We start from the raw sequence: 16,772 nt of genomic DNA on the forward strand, positions 1-16,772 counted from the left end.
AAATCCTAAGCCCAGTTCGGCTGCAACTTCCGCAACCGCCTACTTTACCTAATCAATAGTAATGATGAAATTTCTAGTTTTAAGAGTTCCTAGACCCGCCAGCGAAGGCTTTTAACTCAATAGCATCGTGACTGCAAAACAGGCGCACATCTTTACTATGCTGCACCGATAATTCGTGCAGCCGACCTTGATTGAGCAACCTAGCCTTGCGATCGACCTCCATCATCCATTGGTAGGCGCGCAGACCGGGCGTGCAGCGTCGGTTAGCTGCATCCATCTCGTGTCGGTAGAAATAGGCATCACCTGCGTGCAGAAGCCAGCCCTCGGATGTATCAATGGCAATGCCAGCATGACCGCGCGTGTGCCCCACCAACGGGATTAGCAAAATTTCCGGCGGCAACCCGTCGAGGTCACGGACTGCTTCAAAACCGAACCAAGGTTCGCCACCCGCCGAATAGTATTTCCAGCGTTTGACTTCATCCCACTGCCCCGGACGATAGCGCCTTTTTGTGATGAAACCGTGCCGATCCTGTGCGGCATCGATTTCAGCCTGCATGACGTGTACCGTGGCTTCAGGGAAATCCTCTAGACCACCGGCATGATCAAAATCGAGGTGGGTTAGCACAATATGGCGCACATCGCTTGGTGAAAATCCGAGCTGTTCAATTTGATGGATGGCCGTGTACTTGCGATCGAACTTGATGTTATTAAAATGGACGAAAAACGGGCTGAGCCTGGAGTAAGGCGACTCGATATCCCGCAATCCGAAGCCGGTATCAATCAGAACCAGTCCCTGATTCGTTTCAACGAGCAGACAGTGGCAGACGAGGTGAGCCGTCAGACCGCGACTGAAGCCATCGAAAAGCGCCCCTCCAATGGGACACATACAGCCACAATTGAGATGATGAATTTGCATAAATGTGCTGTACTAAATTACTTAGGCGAGAACCATTTATTCCTCAGTTCCCATCCAAGGCCGATGCTGCATAATGGCATTGATGAACGCGTGAGAAAACTGTGCTAAATCGTCACTACTGGGAGAAGTAAACACGCTTTTATCGGCGGCAATCTTGCCATTATCTGCGATATTTACTTTTTTTAAATCTGCACATAAGAATAGTAAAACGGGCGGAAATTATTGGTTGGCAGAACCCGGTTCAGTAAGCTGGCGGTGCATTTCGGCATTGACGGTATCAGGCAAAACCTTGCTCGCGCTGGCCAGAATCTTTGTCTTGAGTGAACCGGCGATAATGTCGTCCTTACCCGCCATCAGCGCCTCGAAGCCCTGCTTGGCAACTTCGGCCGGGTCGTCTTTCTTGTCTGCGCCCGCCTTCGTGTCGTCCATTCCCGCCCGATGGAAGAAGTTGGTATCCGTCGGCCCTGGCATCAGGGCGGTAACGGTGACACCTGTGTCCTTTAACTCATTGCGGAGTCCTTCGGAAAACGAGTGGATGAAGGCTTTGGATGCTGCGTAGACTGCTTCGAATGGCCCGGGCATTAGGGCGGCAATGGACGAAGTGAATAGAATCCGTCCCTGACCGCGATCGACCATATCCTTAACTACCCGTTTAGCCAAATGCACAGACGAGACAACGTTGAGGTTAATCAGATTTAGTTCGTCCTTCAAGTCTGTCTCGCGGGCAAAGTCGCCCCCGACGCCGACACCGGCATTAATTGCGATCGCGTCCACTGGCCGATTAGTCGCTTTAATCTGGTTGTAGAGTGTCTCAACACCGTCGTAGGTAGCGAGGTCTGCCTGCACTGTCTCGACTTTGGCACCGAGCCCCTCAAAGGCTTGAGCCGCTTCATTGATGCTCGCTCCGGTGGCGGTGACTAGGAGATCGAATCCGTTTTGAGCGAACTGTTTGGCGAGTTCGTAGCCGATACCGTTAGAGGCACCCGTCACGACAGCCAAGGGCCGGGTCAAAGAACTGTTTATAACCATCTAAAATCCTCTGTAACTGCTTCACGCTCGTTTGTCTAGACTTGCTTTTCTCTGTACCAGACAATCTTTGTGGACTGTGGGCTTTCAACTTTTACAATGCTAGGGAGGTAGGAGTGCGATCGCATCTTTCCTAGGACATAAGCTCTTAGGCATTTAAATACGGTATAAGCGAAAACAGATTTCATATAATTAGTGTAAAAATGATAGCATAATGACCGCATAGAATCATCTTAAATAAAGAGTTAGAGAAATAGCAAATAGAGAAACTACACAAAGCCTTAAAAAATGAATAAAATGGAAATATTAGAGAAATAATTATGCTTATCTAGCAATCATTGCAGGAATAGTAAAAATTTTACCCCACCCCAACCCTCCCCGAAATCGCTCTGAGGAAGTAAGAAATTCACAAATGATGCGAGGATTGCTAAATATGTATAAAAGGCGCGTAAATATAGCTAATAACTCTTTTGATAATTATTTGGGAACCGCCATTCTCTGGCGCTAAATCGGATGCGATGAGAGACGGGAGAGGGAAGATGGGAGATTGACTCGGAAGATTAATCCTGGGCTAAAAACATTTATCTCTGGTGGAACGGGCAGGAGGCTTGCCCAGGGATAACAGTGACTGATGTCAGTTATAACTGAATCTCAGGCACTGTTCTCAATCAGACCCAATCAACCTGGTAACAGCGACGACAAATCTCAGATATCAGGTCGATCACGCAGCAAGAAACCAAGTGGATGACGCCAAGAGTGTAAGATGTCAGTTATCACGAATACTTTCTGTTGGCGATTGCCCGACGGCACCGAAAATTGAAAATTATGACAGCCAATTGCTGATTCTGCTGGCTTCATGTTATAGTGGTTTTCCAAGAATTAAATTCGGTTGCGTAGTTTGTTGGTGTTTATTTACAAGCGTCTCTCCGAATCTAAGTCTCTGCACCCTAATGATTCTGGAGATTTTATGTCGATTTACGTGGGTAATCTTTCATATGAGGTAACATCAGACGACCTCAACGAAGTATTTGCCGAGTACGGTACTGTAAGCCGCGTCCAAGTGCCAGTGGACCGGGAAACAGGCAGGATGCGGGGTTTTGCTTTTGTGGAAATGGCAAGCGAGGCAGAAGAAGCAGCAGCCATCGCAGCTCTAGATGGTGCTGAATGGATGGGCCGCGACTTGAAAGTCAACAAAGCCAAACCTCGCGAAGACAACAAACGCTCGTCGGGCGGCGGCGGTGGCTGGGGCGACAAAGATCGCTCTTCACGACGCTACTAAGCTTTGACACTGAAAATTTGAGTTTTGGTAGTTGACGGCAGGTGCGAATGCTGCTTTTTTTTCGGGTTGTTTGATCGACTCATCAAATAAAACTCCCAAACCTCTCAATCAGTTTTGCCCCCTCCTTGGAGGGGGCTTTGTTTTTGGCGAAAAATCCCGCGAGGTACGTCTGCGGTGCAGTTCCCACTCTAGTTCGTGATTCGATACCCTCTTAACTGCTTTTTTTAAGAGCCTGTCGGGATTTCGCGGCTCGACTCCTGTAAACTATCAAACTAGAATTAAGCAGCAAGAAAAGTTAGAATAACGGCAAAACTGAATATTTCCCAGAACAGCCAAACTATCTTTACCGAAAATTAGTCGAGAAAACCAGCCGAATATCAGCCAATATCTTGATTTTGCCTCAATAAAGATGTCCAAGGTCTACAGCACGGCGGAACTCATTAAAATCCTCGAAGAAGAGCGCCAAGCCTGCTTGCATGGGCGGCGTCTCAATTTGACTGAAACTCCTGCTACAGGCAACCCCGTGATTGACCGATTTCTCAAATCAGAGGGAGTTCAGAAGTTCACTGCTTATCAAAATTTTAAGGCGGCCGTGCACGAATACCAGCGGGAACATCAAGTTTCTGGGATTGTCTGGCGGGAAATGGCGGTTAAAGGCAATACTCTACGCTATCCAGCAGTGGATGACGAATTAATAGCTCTACCGGTTGATTTGATTACGTTGAAGGCAGCTAAGATTGCTATGTTGGAATTCTGGCAGCAGGTAACTGCCGGGATGGATTTGTATTTAAGCATTAACAGCGGGAAGGATTTTCGATCAATCGAGCCGGTTGATGTAGAGGCTATAGCCCAGCGCACAGAATGGGCCAGTCTCTCGAAGTGGGAAAAGTTGGATTTTCTAGAAATTTTGTTGCAGTTGGGGTGGGGGAAGCCGGAGGAAGCTTATTATAAACGGGGATGGCCGACCTCGGGCAGCGAGTACATTCACGCCGTCAAACCCGGACAGCGGCCGATTTGTTAATTGGGAATGGGGAATTGGTAATTGCTAAGAGGATAAGCTGAATTCAGAACCCTCGACAACACAGAAATTGAGGACACGGCGCCGTGCCGTGTCCTGAGTGTTGGTAATATCTGAAGAACTCACTTATTAACTTCTGACATCTGACAAAGCATCAAGGCAAACCACTGATTTGGATCTGTCCAAACCTGCACTGGCATTAAACCACGCTGCGAAAGTTCTTTTTTTACATTATTGAGATTAAACTTGCGCGATATTTCGCTGCGGATAGTTTCTCCCGCTGCAAATTCAACCGTTAAATTGAGAGCGCGCAACTGCACTGTTTGCGCTTTTTTACTTTTTAAGTGCATTTCAATTTGACATTCCTCTTGATTGTAAAAAGCCCAATGCTCGAACTGTGCTAAATCAAAATTTCCCTCGAATTTTCGATTTAAATGCCGCAGCATATTCAAGTTAAATGCTGCCGTTACTCCTTGACTATCATCGTATGCAGGCTCTAAAATATCCTTAGATTTGTCCAAGTCAATTCCCAGCAAAAAATACTCTCCCGCCTGCAATGCACCGACAATTTGCGAGAAGAACAAATCGCATTCTTGAGCGTTGAGATTGCCGAGGGTACTGCCTAGAAAGCAAATCATTCGGGTTGGCAACGGCGACGGTGCAATTTTAGCTAAGGCTAATTCGTAAGTGCTGACAAGTCCGTGAATCTGGAGCGACGGATAATCGGCCAACAGTTGACAAGCGCTGCTTTCTAGGATAGTAGGACTGATGTCGATCGGCAAATAATGCAGGGGATATTCCAGTTGACTGTAAGCATCGAGGAGAATCCGAGTTTTGGTGGAACTGCCGCTGCCGAGTTCCACAATTTCGCAGGGGCCTGTTAAATTGGCGATCGCCCCCGCGCACCCCTGCAAAATCGCCGTCTCAGTGCGTGTCAGGTAGTATTCTGGCAACTGGCAAATCAACTCGAACAGGTTTGAGCCGCGATCGTCGTAGAAATACTTTGGAGGCAGGGATTTGGGGGTTTGAGTCAACCCGCTAACTACATCGCTGCCAGCATTGATTTCTGCCGGTGTCAGTGCCGCAGCGCTCACCAGTCGCTCTAAGTGCAGCCGGTTTTCCTTCGTTAAGGCTGAGTTTGTCGTATCGGACAGTCTTGGGGATTTCATAAAGTAATTTTTAGATGCACATATCGGTATAGCACGCAGTTGCGTTGCAAAATATCGCGCTCAAGTCAGATTTTTCATGCGGCTCTGGATTCTGTATTTTCTCACCGGATGGCGATCGCATCCACAATTAAAACTTAAAGTTTATACACAAAATTTATTGAATACTTAACCAAACTTGTTTTCTTTGAGCTTGTTACATGGAAAAAAGTTGGGCATTTCACAAACAAATTTTGTCCCCAATTCCCTCTCCAGTCATTTATCTGATGTTCGTCAAATCAGCTTTCTAAGACAAGTATTAAGGAATTTGGTCATCTGAAAAGTCCGATGAATAAATTCCTTACTATGAACAAATCTTATGGTAATTATAATTACCTAGCCAACTACTTAGCGCACCGAAAACCAGCAATAATTTGCCGCACGCCCGGATAATACCAATTCCGAAAACTCGATCGCAGTGCCTGAGGAAAAGTCGCCCAACTCCCGCCTTTCAAAACCCGGTGTTCTCCATCAAAATAAACTTGAGAATATCCCCTGTAAGGATAACTTTCAAATCCCGGATAGGCGTCAAAAGTTGAAGCAGTCCATTCCCAAACATTGCCCAACATATCCCAGCAACCCGCCGCGCTTGCTCCTTTGGGAAAGGCATCAACTGGTGAGGTATTTGCAATATTATTGCCGTGATTGCACAGGCTGCCGTTTGGCTGTTCCTCTCCCCAAGGATAGATGCGATATGTTTGATTTGTGGCATCCCAACTCGCAGCTTTTTCCCATTCGGCTTCCGATGGCAAACGCTTGCCGATAAAGTTGCAGTAAGCTTCGGCTTCGTACCAACTCACGCCGCAGACGGGATGGTTGTTGAAAGCTGGATTTTCTGACCAGTACAGCGGTCGATCGACTTTAGCAGATTGCAGCCATTTCCACCCGTCCCCTGACCACCAATCAGGATTTTGATAGCCGCCGGATTCCATGAAATTTCGATATTGACCGCAAGTGATGGGATAGCGATCGATCGAGTATGCTTCTAAATAACACAGGTGGCGCGATCGCTCGTTATCCAAAGCCTCAGCAGCATCGCTTCCCATGTAAAATTCCCCACCCGGAATTTCAATCGCCGGGGACTCGGTAATTGGTAATTGGTAATCGGCAATTAATCTTCCCTCTTTCTTATTCCTTCTATCCGTTACGTCAGTTAAATCCGTTAAATCCGTTACCAAATCCGTTGCCGAACTTCCTTCTTCCTTCTTCCTTTGCATTTGCAACACGAAAGCAACTGTTTCGCAGTGCTGACTTTCGTGCTGAATAATAAACCGCCAGAGACGTTCTTGCTCGTCGATCGGCGCGACTTCCAAATAATCTAACACCTTTTTTCTCACCGCGTCCAGATATAATTCAACTTCAGGTAACGTCGGCAGAAAAACCCGTTGTTTTTTAGGCAAAATATCAGCAGCAAACAGTTGGTGATACCGAGGAAAGACTGGCTTCAACCCAGCACACCGCTGCAACAGCCACAAATCCTCAGTATAAGCAATGTGACCTAAGTGCCAGCCAACTGGACTGAAATCAGGATGAGCTTGACGGCAAAAAGTATCATAATCGATGTCTGCAAATAGCTTGAAAGTGCCGTTGCGACACTGCTGCAAATCGCGATAAATTGCCTCTCTACAAGATTGGATAGATTTGGATATCACGGTCTACTCCGGTACTGATAATGCTCTGGACTGGACACTCGTGCCAATTGCCAGCAAATAAAGGTTCAGAAGCAATGATGACAGAATCCGGGAAATTTAAATCGTCCCGCAGCCAATAGAGGGAAGGAGGGGTTTTTTGGGAAGCAAAGCGAGAGGCAACGAGCTGGTGTCCGTCGCTGATAATTATATTAGCTGAAAATTCTACTTGGTGAAAGTTTGCTAGCTCTGCCAAAGTTTTCAGCGACTTTTGCAAAGCAGCTTCTAGAGTGAGATTGGCGGCTGTCAATTCATTGAGAAACAAGCCGAAAATATGCTCTGAATCTGTAGTGCCGTTAATTGATTGATAAAGCGTATCGCTGAGCCGCTCGCGAATTGGTCTGTAAAGAGTTTGCCGAAAATTCTTCACGAAGCCGTTGTGTACGAACAGCAGGCGATCGTTCTGAAACGGCTGACAGTTGCTCAAATCTACAGCTTGTCCTGAAGTTGCACTGCGAACATATCCGATCGCGCATCCGGATTCAACGTATCGACTGATACTCGGAAGGTTAACGTCGCTCCAAATTGGCTGTACATTTTTATAAGTAAACGGGTCAGTATCTAGGTGCGGGTGATACCAACCAATACCAAAACCGTCAGCATTGAGTAGGCCAGAAGTCATTTCGCGGGGATCGTAACTCTGCACAATTAGGGAATGTTCCGGCTTGTACAGAATAGTATCGAGTAAAATCGGCTCCCCGAGGTAGCCAAGCAAACGGCACATAAAATTTTTGCAGCAATTTGATTAGCATTGTAAGTCATTAGCCGAAAAATTGCCCGATCGCCCATCTTCAGCGCTGGGAACAAGGTTTTTTGTAGGCCGCTACCAGCATCGCAGTACAAACGATACAGTTAAGGTAGAACCCCTGCAGCACAAGGAGACTCTTGAATGTTCCTCGACGAACTCATCCCAATGGCGAAAGAATTGATCGAACAGCCGATCGCCTTCGCGGGCGGATTTTTATCTGGCCTGCTTCGACTCAACCTTCACGAAGATCCCGTTAAAAGCTGGATCGACGAGCAAGCTGGTTCAACTTCCTACACTACTCCCCCAGCCGAACCCACCAACGGTAAAAGCACGGGGCCTCAGTCAATCTCGATCGACTAAGGAAAAGCAGTAACATCCTCCCAACGCCAAACTGACTACAGTTATGGCGTGGGCTTCCAAACTTCACAGTTTGGCTTTTCGCGTTTTTCCCTTACGGAATTTCCACACTTGGCTAGACTGAATTTCTCAGTCCCCGCTAGTAAGTTTGCACAGACACTTTCGATTCCCGTATAGCCTTTCTCAGATAGATGAAGTACAATAACAGCAGTGTGTAAACCAGTTCCAAATATTTTGCTGAGAAAGTTGACGCAATGCAAACTCGATCGCCTTTCCTAATTATTGGTAATTTTTTGTGTTGATAAAAAGGAAAATATTTTTAAGTTTTGACCATAATTTTTCAGGCTTATGATAAATCGGGCGAAGGGGGCGATAAGTATATTACTTTAGCCCTTGTTTCTTGCTTACTTTCTTTACTTATTTTGCCTCTTTGTATGACCATTCTCCATCACTAATAAAGCATTTTTCAATAGTTTTGGTAGGTAGCCGGATCAGAAAAGCTTCAAATGTAATTGTATCATTTTCCTTCTTAAATGAACTTATATTATATTTTCATGAACCGTTATATAGCAATCCTAAATGAATCGTAAATTTTTTACCCCTCCCCAACCCTCCCCGAACCCGCTGGGAGTCCGTAAGAAATTCACAAATGATGCGAGGATTGCTATACCTTGTTAGTCGCTTTGTTTCCGAAGATGCTTGGTGATTCGTCGCCCACCTATCACTGATCAGATTAAAATCAAGTATTGTTCAGGGGTGGGATTCCTCGTCGCCCCAAAACTCATATCCTGACTCGCCATGCGGATGAGTGAGGATATGAGTTTTGATTAAGCTAACTATTGCAGCCAGTACCAAGGGTTAGTCAGTGTGGCAAACCCTTTGAGTCAGAGTCGATTGCCCAGTTGTATGCCAGATAGCACTTGACAGTTAAATTAACAGGTTATTATGTATAGCACAACAAGTTCAGTTCGATCGACATGACTATCTACATTGGAAATCTGTCTTACCGCGCCACCGAAGAAGACCTGAAAGCAGTATTTGCAGAATACGGCACAGTCAAGCGAGTTGTCTTGCCTACCGACAGGGAAACCGGTCGGATGCGCGGTTTTGCATTTGTTGAGATGATGGAGGATGCCCAAGAAGACGCTGCAATTGCCGAATTAGACGGTGCAGAGTGGATGGGGCGCCCCTTGCGAGTGAACAAAGCTAAACCGAAAGAAGAGGGAAATCGAGGCGCAGGTATCAAGAGAAACGACGGATATTAGTCTGCGATGCGGCGGTTGACATCCTCTCGAAACCCACCTGATGCACCAGTGCGCCACTAGCGCCGAATTGCAAACAGCAGTTGATTTTGGGGATGAAATGTCAAATCCGCTGCACAAAAATATCGCTTCTTTATGGGCTGCACTTGATTCCTAACTTTTTGAGAAAGACAGAATTTATGCACGCTAGTCTAGAAACCCGATTTCTTCCGCGATACCTCGCTGCTAAAAGCCAAATTTATCAGGAGAAACCGGGTTGATGAGCGTTAGTCTTAGAAAGAGTAAACTCGCCCTTTTTCATCAATATAAACTGACCGGTCTTGCCTAGTGCGGGGGTCTGATCTGGTGATGCGAATCGTCACAATGTTTGTCTGCGAGTCAACGTTATAGTCATATTTCAAAGTTGCGGTTCCTCCGGTGGCATTAATCGGAATATTGGCAATGTCACCGGTGCGATTGCTGATACGAACAATGATGTTTTTGCTGGTTCCGACGGGCAAGGATGACAAGCTAGCACCTGATTGACCGTATTCTAGGTTTAATCCAGTTTCATTTAAGAGTCTGAGGGTAATGTTGCGAGTATTGTCAACCTGCGCTTGAGGTTGCCAGAATCCGGGTTTTTTGCCACCGTCAGTTGCAGGTTGAGATAATGCTGGGTGAGGATGCAGAAAGGTTAGGGCGGCAAGTATTGCTGCGGTTGCAGTAATTTTTGATTTCACGGTTTGTACCTCCGGGTCAAGAATTGGTGATATTTCTATCCTAGCTTTAAAATCGGATGTTAGTTGAAGGAAGAAGGAAGTTCGGCAACGGATTATTTAACGGATGTAACGGATGTCAGGAAGAAGGAAGAAGGAAGAAGGAAGAGGGAAGAAGGAAGAAGGAAGAGGGAAGAAGGAAGAAGCAATAAAAGGAATAAAAGCAAGGGTTTGAGAAATTAAGAATTTCCTAACCGTCAGGGCGGTTGCTATATCTACTCAGAAACCGGGTTTCTGTAGTTGTTAATATTCCGGGACGCACGGGTTGTCTAGAAATCCGATTTCTGAGCGGGTGGCTGCTTGCCAAAGCTATGATTTAGAGTAGAAACCGGATTTCTGGGGTCAAGGGAGTCTGGAAGTGGTTAATTGTTAATTATCGATCGAGCTGCTTCTAGCAGCAGGCGCTGTTCGGCGCGGACGATCGCCCTGCTAGTTTGTTCTACAGCATCGACATTGACCGAAATAGACGAAATTCCCCACCGCACGAAGGATTCAACTGTATCGGGATACAATGCGGGAGCGTCGCCGCAGATCGAGCAAGGAATGCCGGCAGCCCTCGCCTCTTTGATTAATTGTTCGATCGCCCTCATCACTGCTCGATCGCGCCCGTTGAAAGCACCTGCTACCTGGTCGGAGTTGCGGTGAATGCCTAACAGCAATTGGGTTAAATCGTTAGTGCCGATAGAAACTCCTTGAACTCCGGCTTTTACGTAATCTGGTAATAAAAATAACACCGAAGGAACTTCCGCCATAATCCACATTTGAAACTCTGTTGAGCGGTTTTTCCAAACCGTTTCTAAGCGCTGGCGGCAGTATATAAACTCGTCAACCGATCGCACGAAAGGCAAAATTAAATTAACATTGGTATGGCCTGACTCGCAGACTTTTTGAAGTACGCAGAGTTCCCAATCAAATAATTCCGGTTCAAAGGTATAACTGAAACTGCCGTGGTCGCCTGACTCCCGTAAATCGAGAGAGCGATAAAATATTGGCCGCGGCGAAACGGCAGCAGCAAATAAGCTGAGGCAATCCGCCATGCGATCGACAAATTCCGATTGGCGGCCGTCTTGTAGCCAAACTTTGGGGTTTTGACAGTCCAAAGCTTCTAATGCCATTAATTCCGATCGCAGCAATCCGATGCCGTCTATTGGCAGATTTTTGAGGCGGTCAATCGAACTTGTTTGGCTGACATTAACTAGCAGTTGAGTCGCCGTTGGTGGGCCCCAAACATATTGAGTAGACTCAGATTGTCGAGATTTATGCCCAGAATTGGACGATCGATCTGAGGTTGAAGATTGGTGCTTGGCTATTGACATTTTGGCTGCTGTACTGTAAGTATCTGCATTTGTTGCTCTGTCCAGAAGTCGGCGGCTGTCTGCTATATCGATCGCATCGTGTTGGGCGAGGGCAAAAACTTCTCCGCTATCGCCGTCTACCAACACGGAATCGCCCGAGGCGATCGCCCGCGTGGCCCCAGCCACTCCCACAACGGCAGGAATCCCCAATTCTCTCGCTAAAATGGCGCCGTGGCCTGTCATGCCTCCTTGTTCCGCAACCACCCCAGCAGCAACTTTCAGCCAAGGCAGCCAATTCGGCTCGATTGTCCGGGCTACTAAAATTCCTCCGGCTAAGAATTCCGCGTTTTCTGGGTGGGAATTAGTCATAACTTGGGCAATTGCTTCGGCTTTTCCTGATGCTGCTGCCAAACCTCTGAGTATCGCAGGAGTTCGGGCTGGGGCGATCGAGTTTGGATGCGGGAGGGCGATCGGATGTTCCTCTACCGGCGCGACTTTTTCCCCTTTCACAAGACGAACTTGAGTGAAATAAAACTGCGGTTCGCCACTGTTTGCTGTCTGGTTTAGCGTCCACTCCAAAATTAAATCTGAGTCAAATTCTGTGATCGCTTTTTTACTCAATTCAATGATTTCTTGCAGTTGCGAGTCATCTAAAACGTATTCTGTTTGTGCTTCCTCTCCCAGCGCTAAAACTTGCACGCAACAGTCAGCAAAATCAGGAATTACAAATGGAGAATCGGGAATTGGGAAAGCAGCAAACTTGCCCAGCAGCAGTTTTTTTTTCGGTTCACCATCGCCGACTTTGAGATTGTAGGCTAATGTTTTGTAACCGATCCGCTGGAATTTAACCGCGGTTGTTTCTGGCTGCACTTGATAGTAATCGGGGATGGTTTCTCCCCTAGCGAGGGACAATCCCAAACCGCTGGTGGCTTGGATTTCCCACTGTGCACGCGCCTTTGTTTTCACCTCGCCCGCGGCGATCGCTTCTTGAAGTGGCTGCACCAAAACTGCGGGATTGATTTGCTGTACCCGCAGGCCGCACCGCTGCCAGTAAAATAGACTTCGGGCCCTGAACATTTCTGCCCAAGCTCGTTTGAGTCCGGCCCCAATGGCTTCGGGCTCTGCCCGTACTGCCTGAGATTCCAGAATGCCGACTGTTTTCGGGTTCCAGGAAGTCAGGGAAGGGCGAAAAATTAAGGCTGTGGAGTTTAAGTTTGACTGTGAGTTGAGTTGAGAAACAGCAGACTCTAGGGTGGAGAGCAGTGAATCTGGCAGTTGGCCGGCGAGGATTTGGTGGCGGATGCTGCGGGCGATCGATTGCAGTTGTCTGGGTTCATCGACATTCAAGTGCAGTGAAGAGTGTGGCCAGTCAGCAAACAGCGGTTCTAGCCAGTCGATCGACTCTAAAAACTGCCAGAATGCGGTAGCCGGTACGACAAAACCCGGTACAACGGGATGATTTTTCTGGAGCAAACAGCTCAAGTTAAATGCTTTTTCTCCCACTGCATCTCTGTCTGAAGGTTGAATTTTGTCTAACCAGTAGAGGTTTTTCACGCTGCGAGCCTGTCGGTGGAAACTGATTGAAGTTGAAAGTTTTTCCCATTAATCACTTACGACAATTTTAGGATGAACAAGCGACAATGGACGGGATTAGTCAAATCTTTTCTCAATCTATTTCTTAAGTCTAACTGTCCTCTTTGTCAGCGACCGGCCGCCGGAGAGTTTTGTTTGTACTGTCACAAGCAACTTCAGCGATGTCAGTTAAGCGATCCGGGTCGATTTTGGCATTCAGAGCAGCGTGTTTTTGTGTGGGGTGAGTACGGCGGGGCTCTCAAACGGGCGATCGCAGCTTTGAAATATGACGGCAATCCGCAATTAGCCAAACCTCTAGGCGGCTGGCTGGCGGAAGCTTGGCTGAGTTTTCCCGAATTAGCTATAGACAATTTAACAGTTGTACCGATTCCCCTGCACCAAGAAAAGCTCAAGGAGCGCGGTTTTAACCAGGCGGAACTTTTGGCTGAAAGTTTTTGCGAGCTGACTGGTTTGCCTTTGCAGCGGCACGGTTTGGAGCGGGTGAAAAATACTCAGGCTTTATTCGCTCTGACGCCACAGCAGCGCCAAGCGGAAATGAAAAATGCTTTAAGTTTGGGGAAAGATTTTCGCCGCCGGCTCACGCGCTCGCGCGTGCTGTTAGTTGATGATATTTACACTAGCGGTACTACGGTTAAGTCGGCAATTCAAATATTGAAACTGTCGGGAATTTCGGTTTACGGAACTGTGGCACTTGCAACTCCGAATAAGAGCGATCGGTAGGCTATTTTGTCTTTAATTTTAAACAGGTTGGTAGTGATGGAATGTTATTGATCAGGATTTGCTAATAAGATTTTTTTGGGAAAACGAACCGCGAAGACGCGAAGTCCCCGAAGGAAGAGAAAGAAGAGAGAGAGTTTAGGCGGAAAGGGGGAATTGGTTGCTGATGTTCCATCGGCTGCCGTCGTGAAGCAGCAAAGTTAATGCCGAAGCGGTAAACTCAAAGTGGAGCGATCGCCCTGCAAATTCCAACCAAGCCGTTTGAAAATTCTCCTTAGTTAAATCGCGAAACGCTACAGTCATGTGTGGTACAAATGGGCGACTTTGAGAAACTCGATCGACTATTCCCAAAGTTGCCTCCATATAACTCATCAAAGCTTTGTGAATCTCCAGCAATTCGGGTGATTTGACAACATCAGCGTAAATGACGCGGGGCGCGAAAGCAGCAAAACCGGATAGAGTAACGGGAATGGGCAGCCGATTTGCCGAAAACTCCTTCAAACTTTCCTCTAATTTGGGAACATCCTCTGCTAACAAGTGAAAAGGAGGTTGCAGCGTGATGTGCGGCGGCGAATTCAAAGCACCGCGGCTGTTGTAGTGTTCCGCAAAATACTGTTGAATCTCAGTAATGTGCTGTTCAATATCGCCCGGTGGCACTAGGGCAATAAAAAATCGCTGTTTTGACTGGTTCATGGGATAACATCGCAGTTAAGAAAGGATGGTGCAAAATGGAATATAGAGCATTTGCCCTAGATCCCATTGCTGATCACCTATGCCCAATCTAAAATATAAAATCTAAAATCCCAAATAAAAATGCCTTGGTTTGTCAAAATTGAGCAAGGAATTGTCGAAAAGCCTGTCTTTGACCAATACGTGCCAGCTCACAGAGCTTATGTCCGAGAGTTGATTTCTAAAGGACACCGAGCGAAAACTGGCTACTGGGGGCGGCGGGGCGGCGGTATGTTGCTGTTTGAGGCGGGTTCGATGGATGAGGCGAAGGCGATCGTCGCTGAAGACCCGCTGGTGAAGAATGGTTGCGTTATTTATGAAATTTATCACTGGTGTGTGGTTGAAGAATAAATAACTGTGTTATACTCATAAATGAACTGGACCCACGCGATTCCAACGCCCAAATCTTGTCAGGACCGGAAGGTAGCAGCAACACGGGATGCTTGTAATAGGCGTGGTCTCCGGTTCACCCAGTTTTATGAGGTGTAGCTCCTATGCCTGGTTTCGGAGATATTTTACAAAAAGCAGTGTACCTTGGTGTCGGGCTAGCTTCCTATGCTGGTGAAAAAGCTGGCAGCAAGTTAACTGAATTACGCACTGAAGCCCAAAAGCTGGCAGACGAATTAGTCAAGCGTGGCGAGATGTCAACGGAAGAAGCTCGCCGCTTTGTTGATGATATGGTACAACAGGCTCAGCAGCAGCCTCCCGTAGAATCGGCCCGGGAGCAAAAACCGGCTGAACCTCGGCGGATTGAAATTATTTCTGAGGAAGAAGATGTTTCGGCAAAAGATGTTAAAGAGACAGGCGGCGTAGACAAGCTCCGCGAACAGGTGCAGAATTTACAAGAGGAATTGCGGCGGCTGAAGCGAGATTAAACTCAAAAAAGCTCGCCCAGCAAAGCATGAAGGGAACTCAGGATAATACTCTTGAGTTCCCTTTTTGAATATCTCCCCTGTCAGACTTTACCGGATATCCGGCAATAGGTAATAGAATTGAAAGTAGGTGCGATCGCTTCGCATGAGGCTGGCTGCACCTGTATGTAAAATATTTTGTAATAGCAAGCTGTCAAATTCATGGAAGATTGGTCTAAAGATTTTTTCGGAGTAATGGAAAATGCTGTTTCTGAAGTAGAGCATTTTTTCAGCGAAATGAGCGAAGAGTTTGTCGAAATGCTGGACGTTTTGGCAAAAATGTCGGAAGAGTTTACAGAACAAGTACAAAATAATCTGATTAACGACATTGACGGTTATTTCAATGAATTTGACGGTTTATTTAATGAATTTATCGAACCGATAATTGAAATTTGCCGCGACTTCGACCCGGAGTTTGATGAGATAGATTTGTCGATGGTGACTTATGTAGACCCTTCGCCGACGCAGCAGCCGGCTTGTCGCGGTTGTCGCAACTATCACGGTCAAGTTTACGGGGGAAATTTGTTGGTTTGTGCGATGCACCCTACCGGTGTGGAATCGGAGAGTTGTGCTGATTGGGAAACTGACAGCGATATGAATTTTTAAGGCGGGAGTTGAGTTGTTGAGGGGTTAATGGCTTATGGTAACGTCAATTCAGTCTCCGTCAAAGATTTCTCTGGAAGAGTTTCTGCTATTGCCAGAGACTAAGCCTGCTAGCGAGTATGTTGACGGTCAACTTTATCAAAAAGCTATGCCGCAAGGAAAACACAGCACGTTACAATTCGAGTTTCCATCTGTTATTAATCGAGTTGGCAAACCGCAGAAGTTAGCTTATGCGTTTCCAGAATTGCGCTGCACTTTTGGGGGACGTTCTCTTGTGGCCGATATAGCAGTGTTTGAGTGGTCGCGCATTCCTTTCAATGCTAATGGAGAAATAGAAAATAGGTTTGAAATTGTGCCGGATTGGACAATAGAGATTTTATCGCCGGATCAAAATCCAACTCGGGTCATTAATAATATTTTGTTTTGCTTAAATCACAATGCTAAACTGGGTTGGTTGATTGACCCGGCAGAAAAATTAGTTCTTGTTTTTAAACCGCAGCAGCAACCAGAGGCGAAAGAGAATGAGGATATTTTACCTGTGCTCGATGTGCTGTCGGATTTGCAACTGTCGGCGGATGATTTGTTTGGGCTGTTAAGGTTGGCTCGCCCGTGAGTTACAGTTGAGTATAGGGAATATTGCATCTAACGGCATTTAAAGGTGAATCGCTCA

The 16,772-nt window shown here is 46.7% G+C and carries 18 protein-coding genes and 1 other RNA gene; 11 read left to right on the forward strand and 8 right to left on the reverse strand.

Annotated features, from left to right (window positions below; genetic code table 11):
* Positions 1–79: 79 nt before the first annotated feature.
* Entirely contained in the window at positions 80–916 is an 837-nt protein-coding gene (locus QUA04_RS06885) for an MBL fold metallo-hydrolase (protein ID WP_333255097.1), read from the reverse strand.
* Positions 917–1,135: 219 nt separating this feature from the next.
* On the reverse strand, positions 1,136–1,945 hold the full coding sequence (locus QUA04_RS06890; protein WP_333255099.1) for an SDR family NAD(P)-dependent oxidoreductase: 810 nt from the start codon (positions 1,943–1,945) through the stop codon (positions 1,136–1,138).
* A gap of 964 nt (positions 1,946–2,909) precedes the next feature.
* Between QUA04_RS06890 and QUA04_RS06895 the strand changes: the two genes are divergently transcribed.
* Together QUA04_RS06895 and QUA04_RS06900 are read left to right on the forward strand one after the other, a co-directional pair.
* Positions 2,910–3,221, forward strand: a complete 312-nt coding sequence (locus tag QUA04_RS06895; RefSeq protein ID WP_333255101.1) for an RNA-binding protein — start codon at positions 2,910–2,912, stop codon at positions 3,219–3,221.
* Between the two features lie 409 nt (positions 3,222–3,630).
* The gene (locus QUA04_RS06900; RefSeq protein ID WP_172191765.1) at positions 3,631–4,242 is read left to right on the forward strand and encodes a hypothetical protein; all 612 of its coding nucleotides are present in this window, start codon (positions 3,631–3,633) and stop codon (positions 4,240–4,242) included.
* Between the two features lie 119 nt (positions 4,243–4,361).
* On the opposite strand, the gene egtD is transcribed toward QUA04_RS06900, so the two are convergent.
* The 3 genes from egtD to egtC all read right to left on the reverse strand — a co-directional run bounded on the left by egtD (position 4,362) and on the right by egtC (position 7,856).
* The gene (egtD, locus tag QUA04_RS06905) at positions 4,362–5,408 is read right to left on the reverse strand and encodes an L-histidine N(alpha)-methyltransferase (protein ID WP_333255103.1); all 1,047 of its coding nucleotides are present in this window, start codon (positions 5,406–5,408) and stop codon (positions 4,362–4,364) included.
* A gap of 380 nt (positions 5,409–5,788) precedes the next feature.
* A complete protein-coding gene (locus QUA04_RS06910; protein WP_333255105.1) occupies positions 5,789–7,096 on the reverse strand; it encodes an ergothioneine biosynthesis protein EgtB in 1,308 nt (435 codons plus the stop codon).
* Positions 7,068–7,856: an ergothioneine biosynthesis protein EgtC gene (egtC, locus tag QUA04_RS06915; protein ID WP_333255108.1), complete on the reverse strand. Its 789-nt coding sequence runs from the start codon at positions 7,854–7,856 to the stop codon at positions 7,068–7,070. Before egtC ends, QUA04_RS06910 begins: the two co-directional genes overlap by 29 nt.
* A 165-nt stretch (positions 7,857–8,021) precedes the next feature.
* On the opposite strand from egtC, the gene QUA04_RS06920 reads away from it, so the two are divergent.
* Together QUA04_RS06920 and QUA04_RS06925 are read left to right on the forward strand one after the other, a co-directional pair.
* Complete coding sequence (locus QUA04_RS06920; RefSeq protein ID WP_190736419.1) at positions 8,022–8,240, forward strand: hypothetical protein; 219 nt, start codon at positions 8,022–8,024, stop codon at positions 8,238–8,240.
* 974 nt (positions 8,241–9,214) lie between these two features.
* On the forward strand, positions 9,215–9,502 hold the full coding sequence (locus QUA04_RS06925; protein ID WP_015179076.1) for an RNA recognition motif domain-containing protein: 288 nt from the start codon (positions 9,215–9,217) through the stop codon (positions 9,500–9,502).
* A gap of 269 nt (positions 9,503–9,771) precedes the next feature.
* Here QUA04_RS06925 and QUA04_RS06930 read toward each other — a convergent pair whose 3' ends face one another.
* Positions 9,772–10,218 (reverse strand): hypothetical protein, encoded by a 447-nt coding sequence (locus QUA04_RS06930; RefSeq protein WP_333255111.1) that lies wholly within the window; start codon positions 10,216–10,218, stop codon positions 9,772–9,774.
* A gap of 63 nt (positions 10,219–10,281) precedes the next feature.
* Here QUA04_RS06930 and QUA04_RS06935 point away from each other — a divergent pair, with 63 nt between their 5' ends.
* Positions 10,282–10,437 carry a hypothetical protein gene (locus QUA04_RS06935; protein ID WP_333255113.1) on the forward strand — a complete coding sequence of 52 codons (156 nt, stop codon included), beginning with the start codon at positions 10,282–10,284 and terminating at the stop codon, positions 10,435–10,437.
* A 179-nt stretch (positions 10,438–10,616) separates the two neighbouring features.
* Here QUA04_RS06935 and QUA04_RS06940 read toward each other — a convergent pair whose 3' ends face one another.
* On the reverse strand, positions 10,617–13,103 hold the full coding sequence (locus QUA04_RS06940; protein WP_333255115.1) for a putative PEP-binding protein: 2,487 nt from the start codon (positions 13,101–13,103) through the stop codon (positions 10,617–10,619).
* Between the two features lie 72 nt (positions 13,104–13,175).
* Here QUA04_RS06940 and QUA04_RS06945 point away from each other — a divergent pair, with 72 nt between their 5' ends.
* Positions 13,176–13,862, forward strand: coding sequence for a ComF family protein (locus QUA04_RS06945; RefSeq protein ID WP_333255117.1), 687 nt, complete (start codon positions 13,176–13,178; stop codon positions 13,860–13,862).
* A 135-nt stretch (positions 13,863–13,997) separates the two neighbouring features.
* Here QUA04_RS06945 and QUA04_RS06950 read toward each other — a convergent pair whose 3' ends face one another.
* A complete protein-coding gene (locus QUA04_RS06950) occupies positions 13,998–14,552 on the reverse strand; it encodes a 2'-5' RNA ligase family protein (RefSeq protein WP_333255119.1) in 555 nt (184 codons plus the stop codon).
* A 120-nt stretch (positions 14,553–14,672) separates the two neighbouring features.
* On the opposite strand from QUA04_RS06950, the gene QUA04_RS06955 reads away from it, so the two are divergent.
* The 5 genes from QUA04_RS06955 (at position 14,673) to QUA04_RS06975 (ending at position 16,715) form a co-directional block, all read left to right on the forward strand.
* A complete protein-coding gene (locus tag QUA04_RS06955) occupies positions 14,673–14,939 on the forward strand; it encodes a YciI family protein (protein WP_006632991.1) in 267 nt (88 codons plus the stop codon).
* A gap of 23 nt (positions 14,940–14,962) precedes the next feature.
* An RNA gene (gene ffs / locus QUA04_RS06960) (signal recognition particle sRNA small type) lies at positions 14,963–15,059 on the forward strand.
* A 23-nt stretch (positions 15,060–15,082) separates the two neighbouring features.
* The gene (locus QUA04_RS06965; protein WP_333045180.1) at positions 15,083–15,463 is read left to right on the forward strand and encodes a phasin-related domain-containing protein; all 381 of its coding nucleotides are present in this window, start codon (positions 15,083–15,085) and stop codon (positions 15,461–15,463) included.
* A 198-nt stretch (positions 15,464–15,661) separates the two neighbouring features.
* Entirely contained in the window at positions 15,662–16,105 is a 444-nt protein-coding gene (locus tag QUA04_RS06970; RefSeq protein WP_333255121.1) for a hypothetical protein, read from the forward strand.
* A gap of 34 nt (positions 16,106–16,139) precedes the next feature.
* Positions 16,140–16,715 (forward strand): Uma2 family endonuclease, encoded by a 576-nt coding sequence (locus tag QUA04_RS06975; protein WP_333255125.1) that lies wholly within the window; start codon positions 16,140–16,142, stop codon positions 16,713–16,715.
* Positions 16,716–16,772 lie beyond the last annotated feature (57 nt).

Source organism: Microcoleus sp. S13_C5 (assembly GCF_036700845.1).
In the GTDB taxonomy this organism is placed as follows: Bacteria; Cyanobacteriota; Cyanobacteriia; order Cyanobacteriales; family Microcoleaceae; genus Microcoleus.

Bases quoted from the DNA above. Each gene is read 5' to 3' on its own strand.
- QUA04_RS06895 (WP_333255101.1), top strand. From the start codon at position 2,910: ATGTCGATTTACGTGGGTAATCTTTCATATGAGGTAACATCAGACGAC.
- egtC (WP_333255108.1), bottom strand. From the start codon at position 7,856: ATGTGCCGTTTGCTTGGCTACCTCGGGGAGCCGATTTTACTCGATACT.
- QUA04_RS06925 (WP_015179076.1), top strand. From the start codon at position 9,215: ATGACTATCTACATTGGAAATCTGTCTTACCGCGCCACCGAAGAAGAC.
- egtD (WP_333255103.1), bottom strand. From the start codon at position 5,408: ATGAAATCCCCAAGACTGTCCGATACGACAAACTCAGCCTTAACGAAG.
- QUA04_RS06885 (WP_333255097.1), bottom strand. From the start codon at position 916: ATGCAAATTCATCATCTCAATTGTGGCTGTATGTGTCCCATTGGAGGG.
- QUA04_RS06920 (WP_190736419.1), top strand. From the start codon at position 8,022: ATGTTCCTCGACGAACTCATCCCAATGGCGAAAGAATTGATCGAACAG.
- QUA04_RS06955 (WP_006632991.1), top strand. From the start codon at position 14,673: ATGCCTTGGTTTGTCAAAATTGAGCAAGGAATTGTCGAAAAGCCTGTC.
- QUA04_RS06900 (WP_172191765.1), top strand. From the start codon at position 3,631: ATGTCCAAGGTCTACAGCACGGCGGAACTCATTAAAATCCTCGAAGAA.
- QUA04_RS06970 (WP_333255121.1), top strand. From the start codon at position 15,662: ATGGAAGATTGGTCTAAAGATTTTTTCGGAGTAATGGAAAATGCTGTT.
- QUA04_RS06975 (WP_333255125.1), top strand. From the start codon at position 16,140: ATGGTAACGTCAATTCAGTCTCCGTCAAAGATTTCTCTGGAAGAGTTT.
- QUA04_RS06945 (WP_333255117.1), top strand. From the start codon at position 13,176: ATGAACAAGCGACAATGGACGGGATTAGTCAAATCTTTTCTCAATCTA.
- QUA04_RS06890 (WP_333255099.1), bottom strand. From the start codon at position 1,945: ATGGTTATAAACAGTTCTTTGACCCGGCCCTTGGCTGTCGTGACGGGT.
- QUA04_RS06965 (WP_333045180.1), top strand. From the start codon at position 15,083: ATGCCTGGTTTCGGAGATATTTTACAAAAAGCAGTGTACCTTGGTGTC.
- QUA04_RS06950 (WP_333255119.1), bottom strand. From the start codon at position 14,552: ATGAACCAGTCAAAACAGCGATTTTTTATTGCCCTAGTGCCACCGGGC.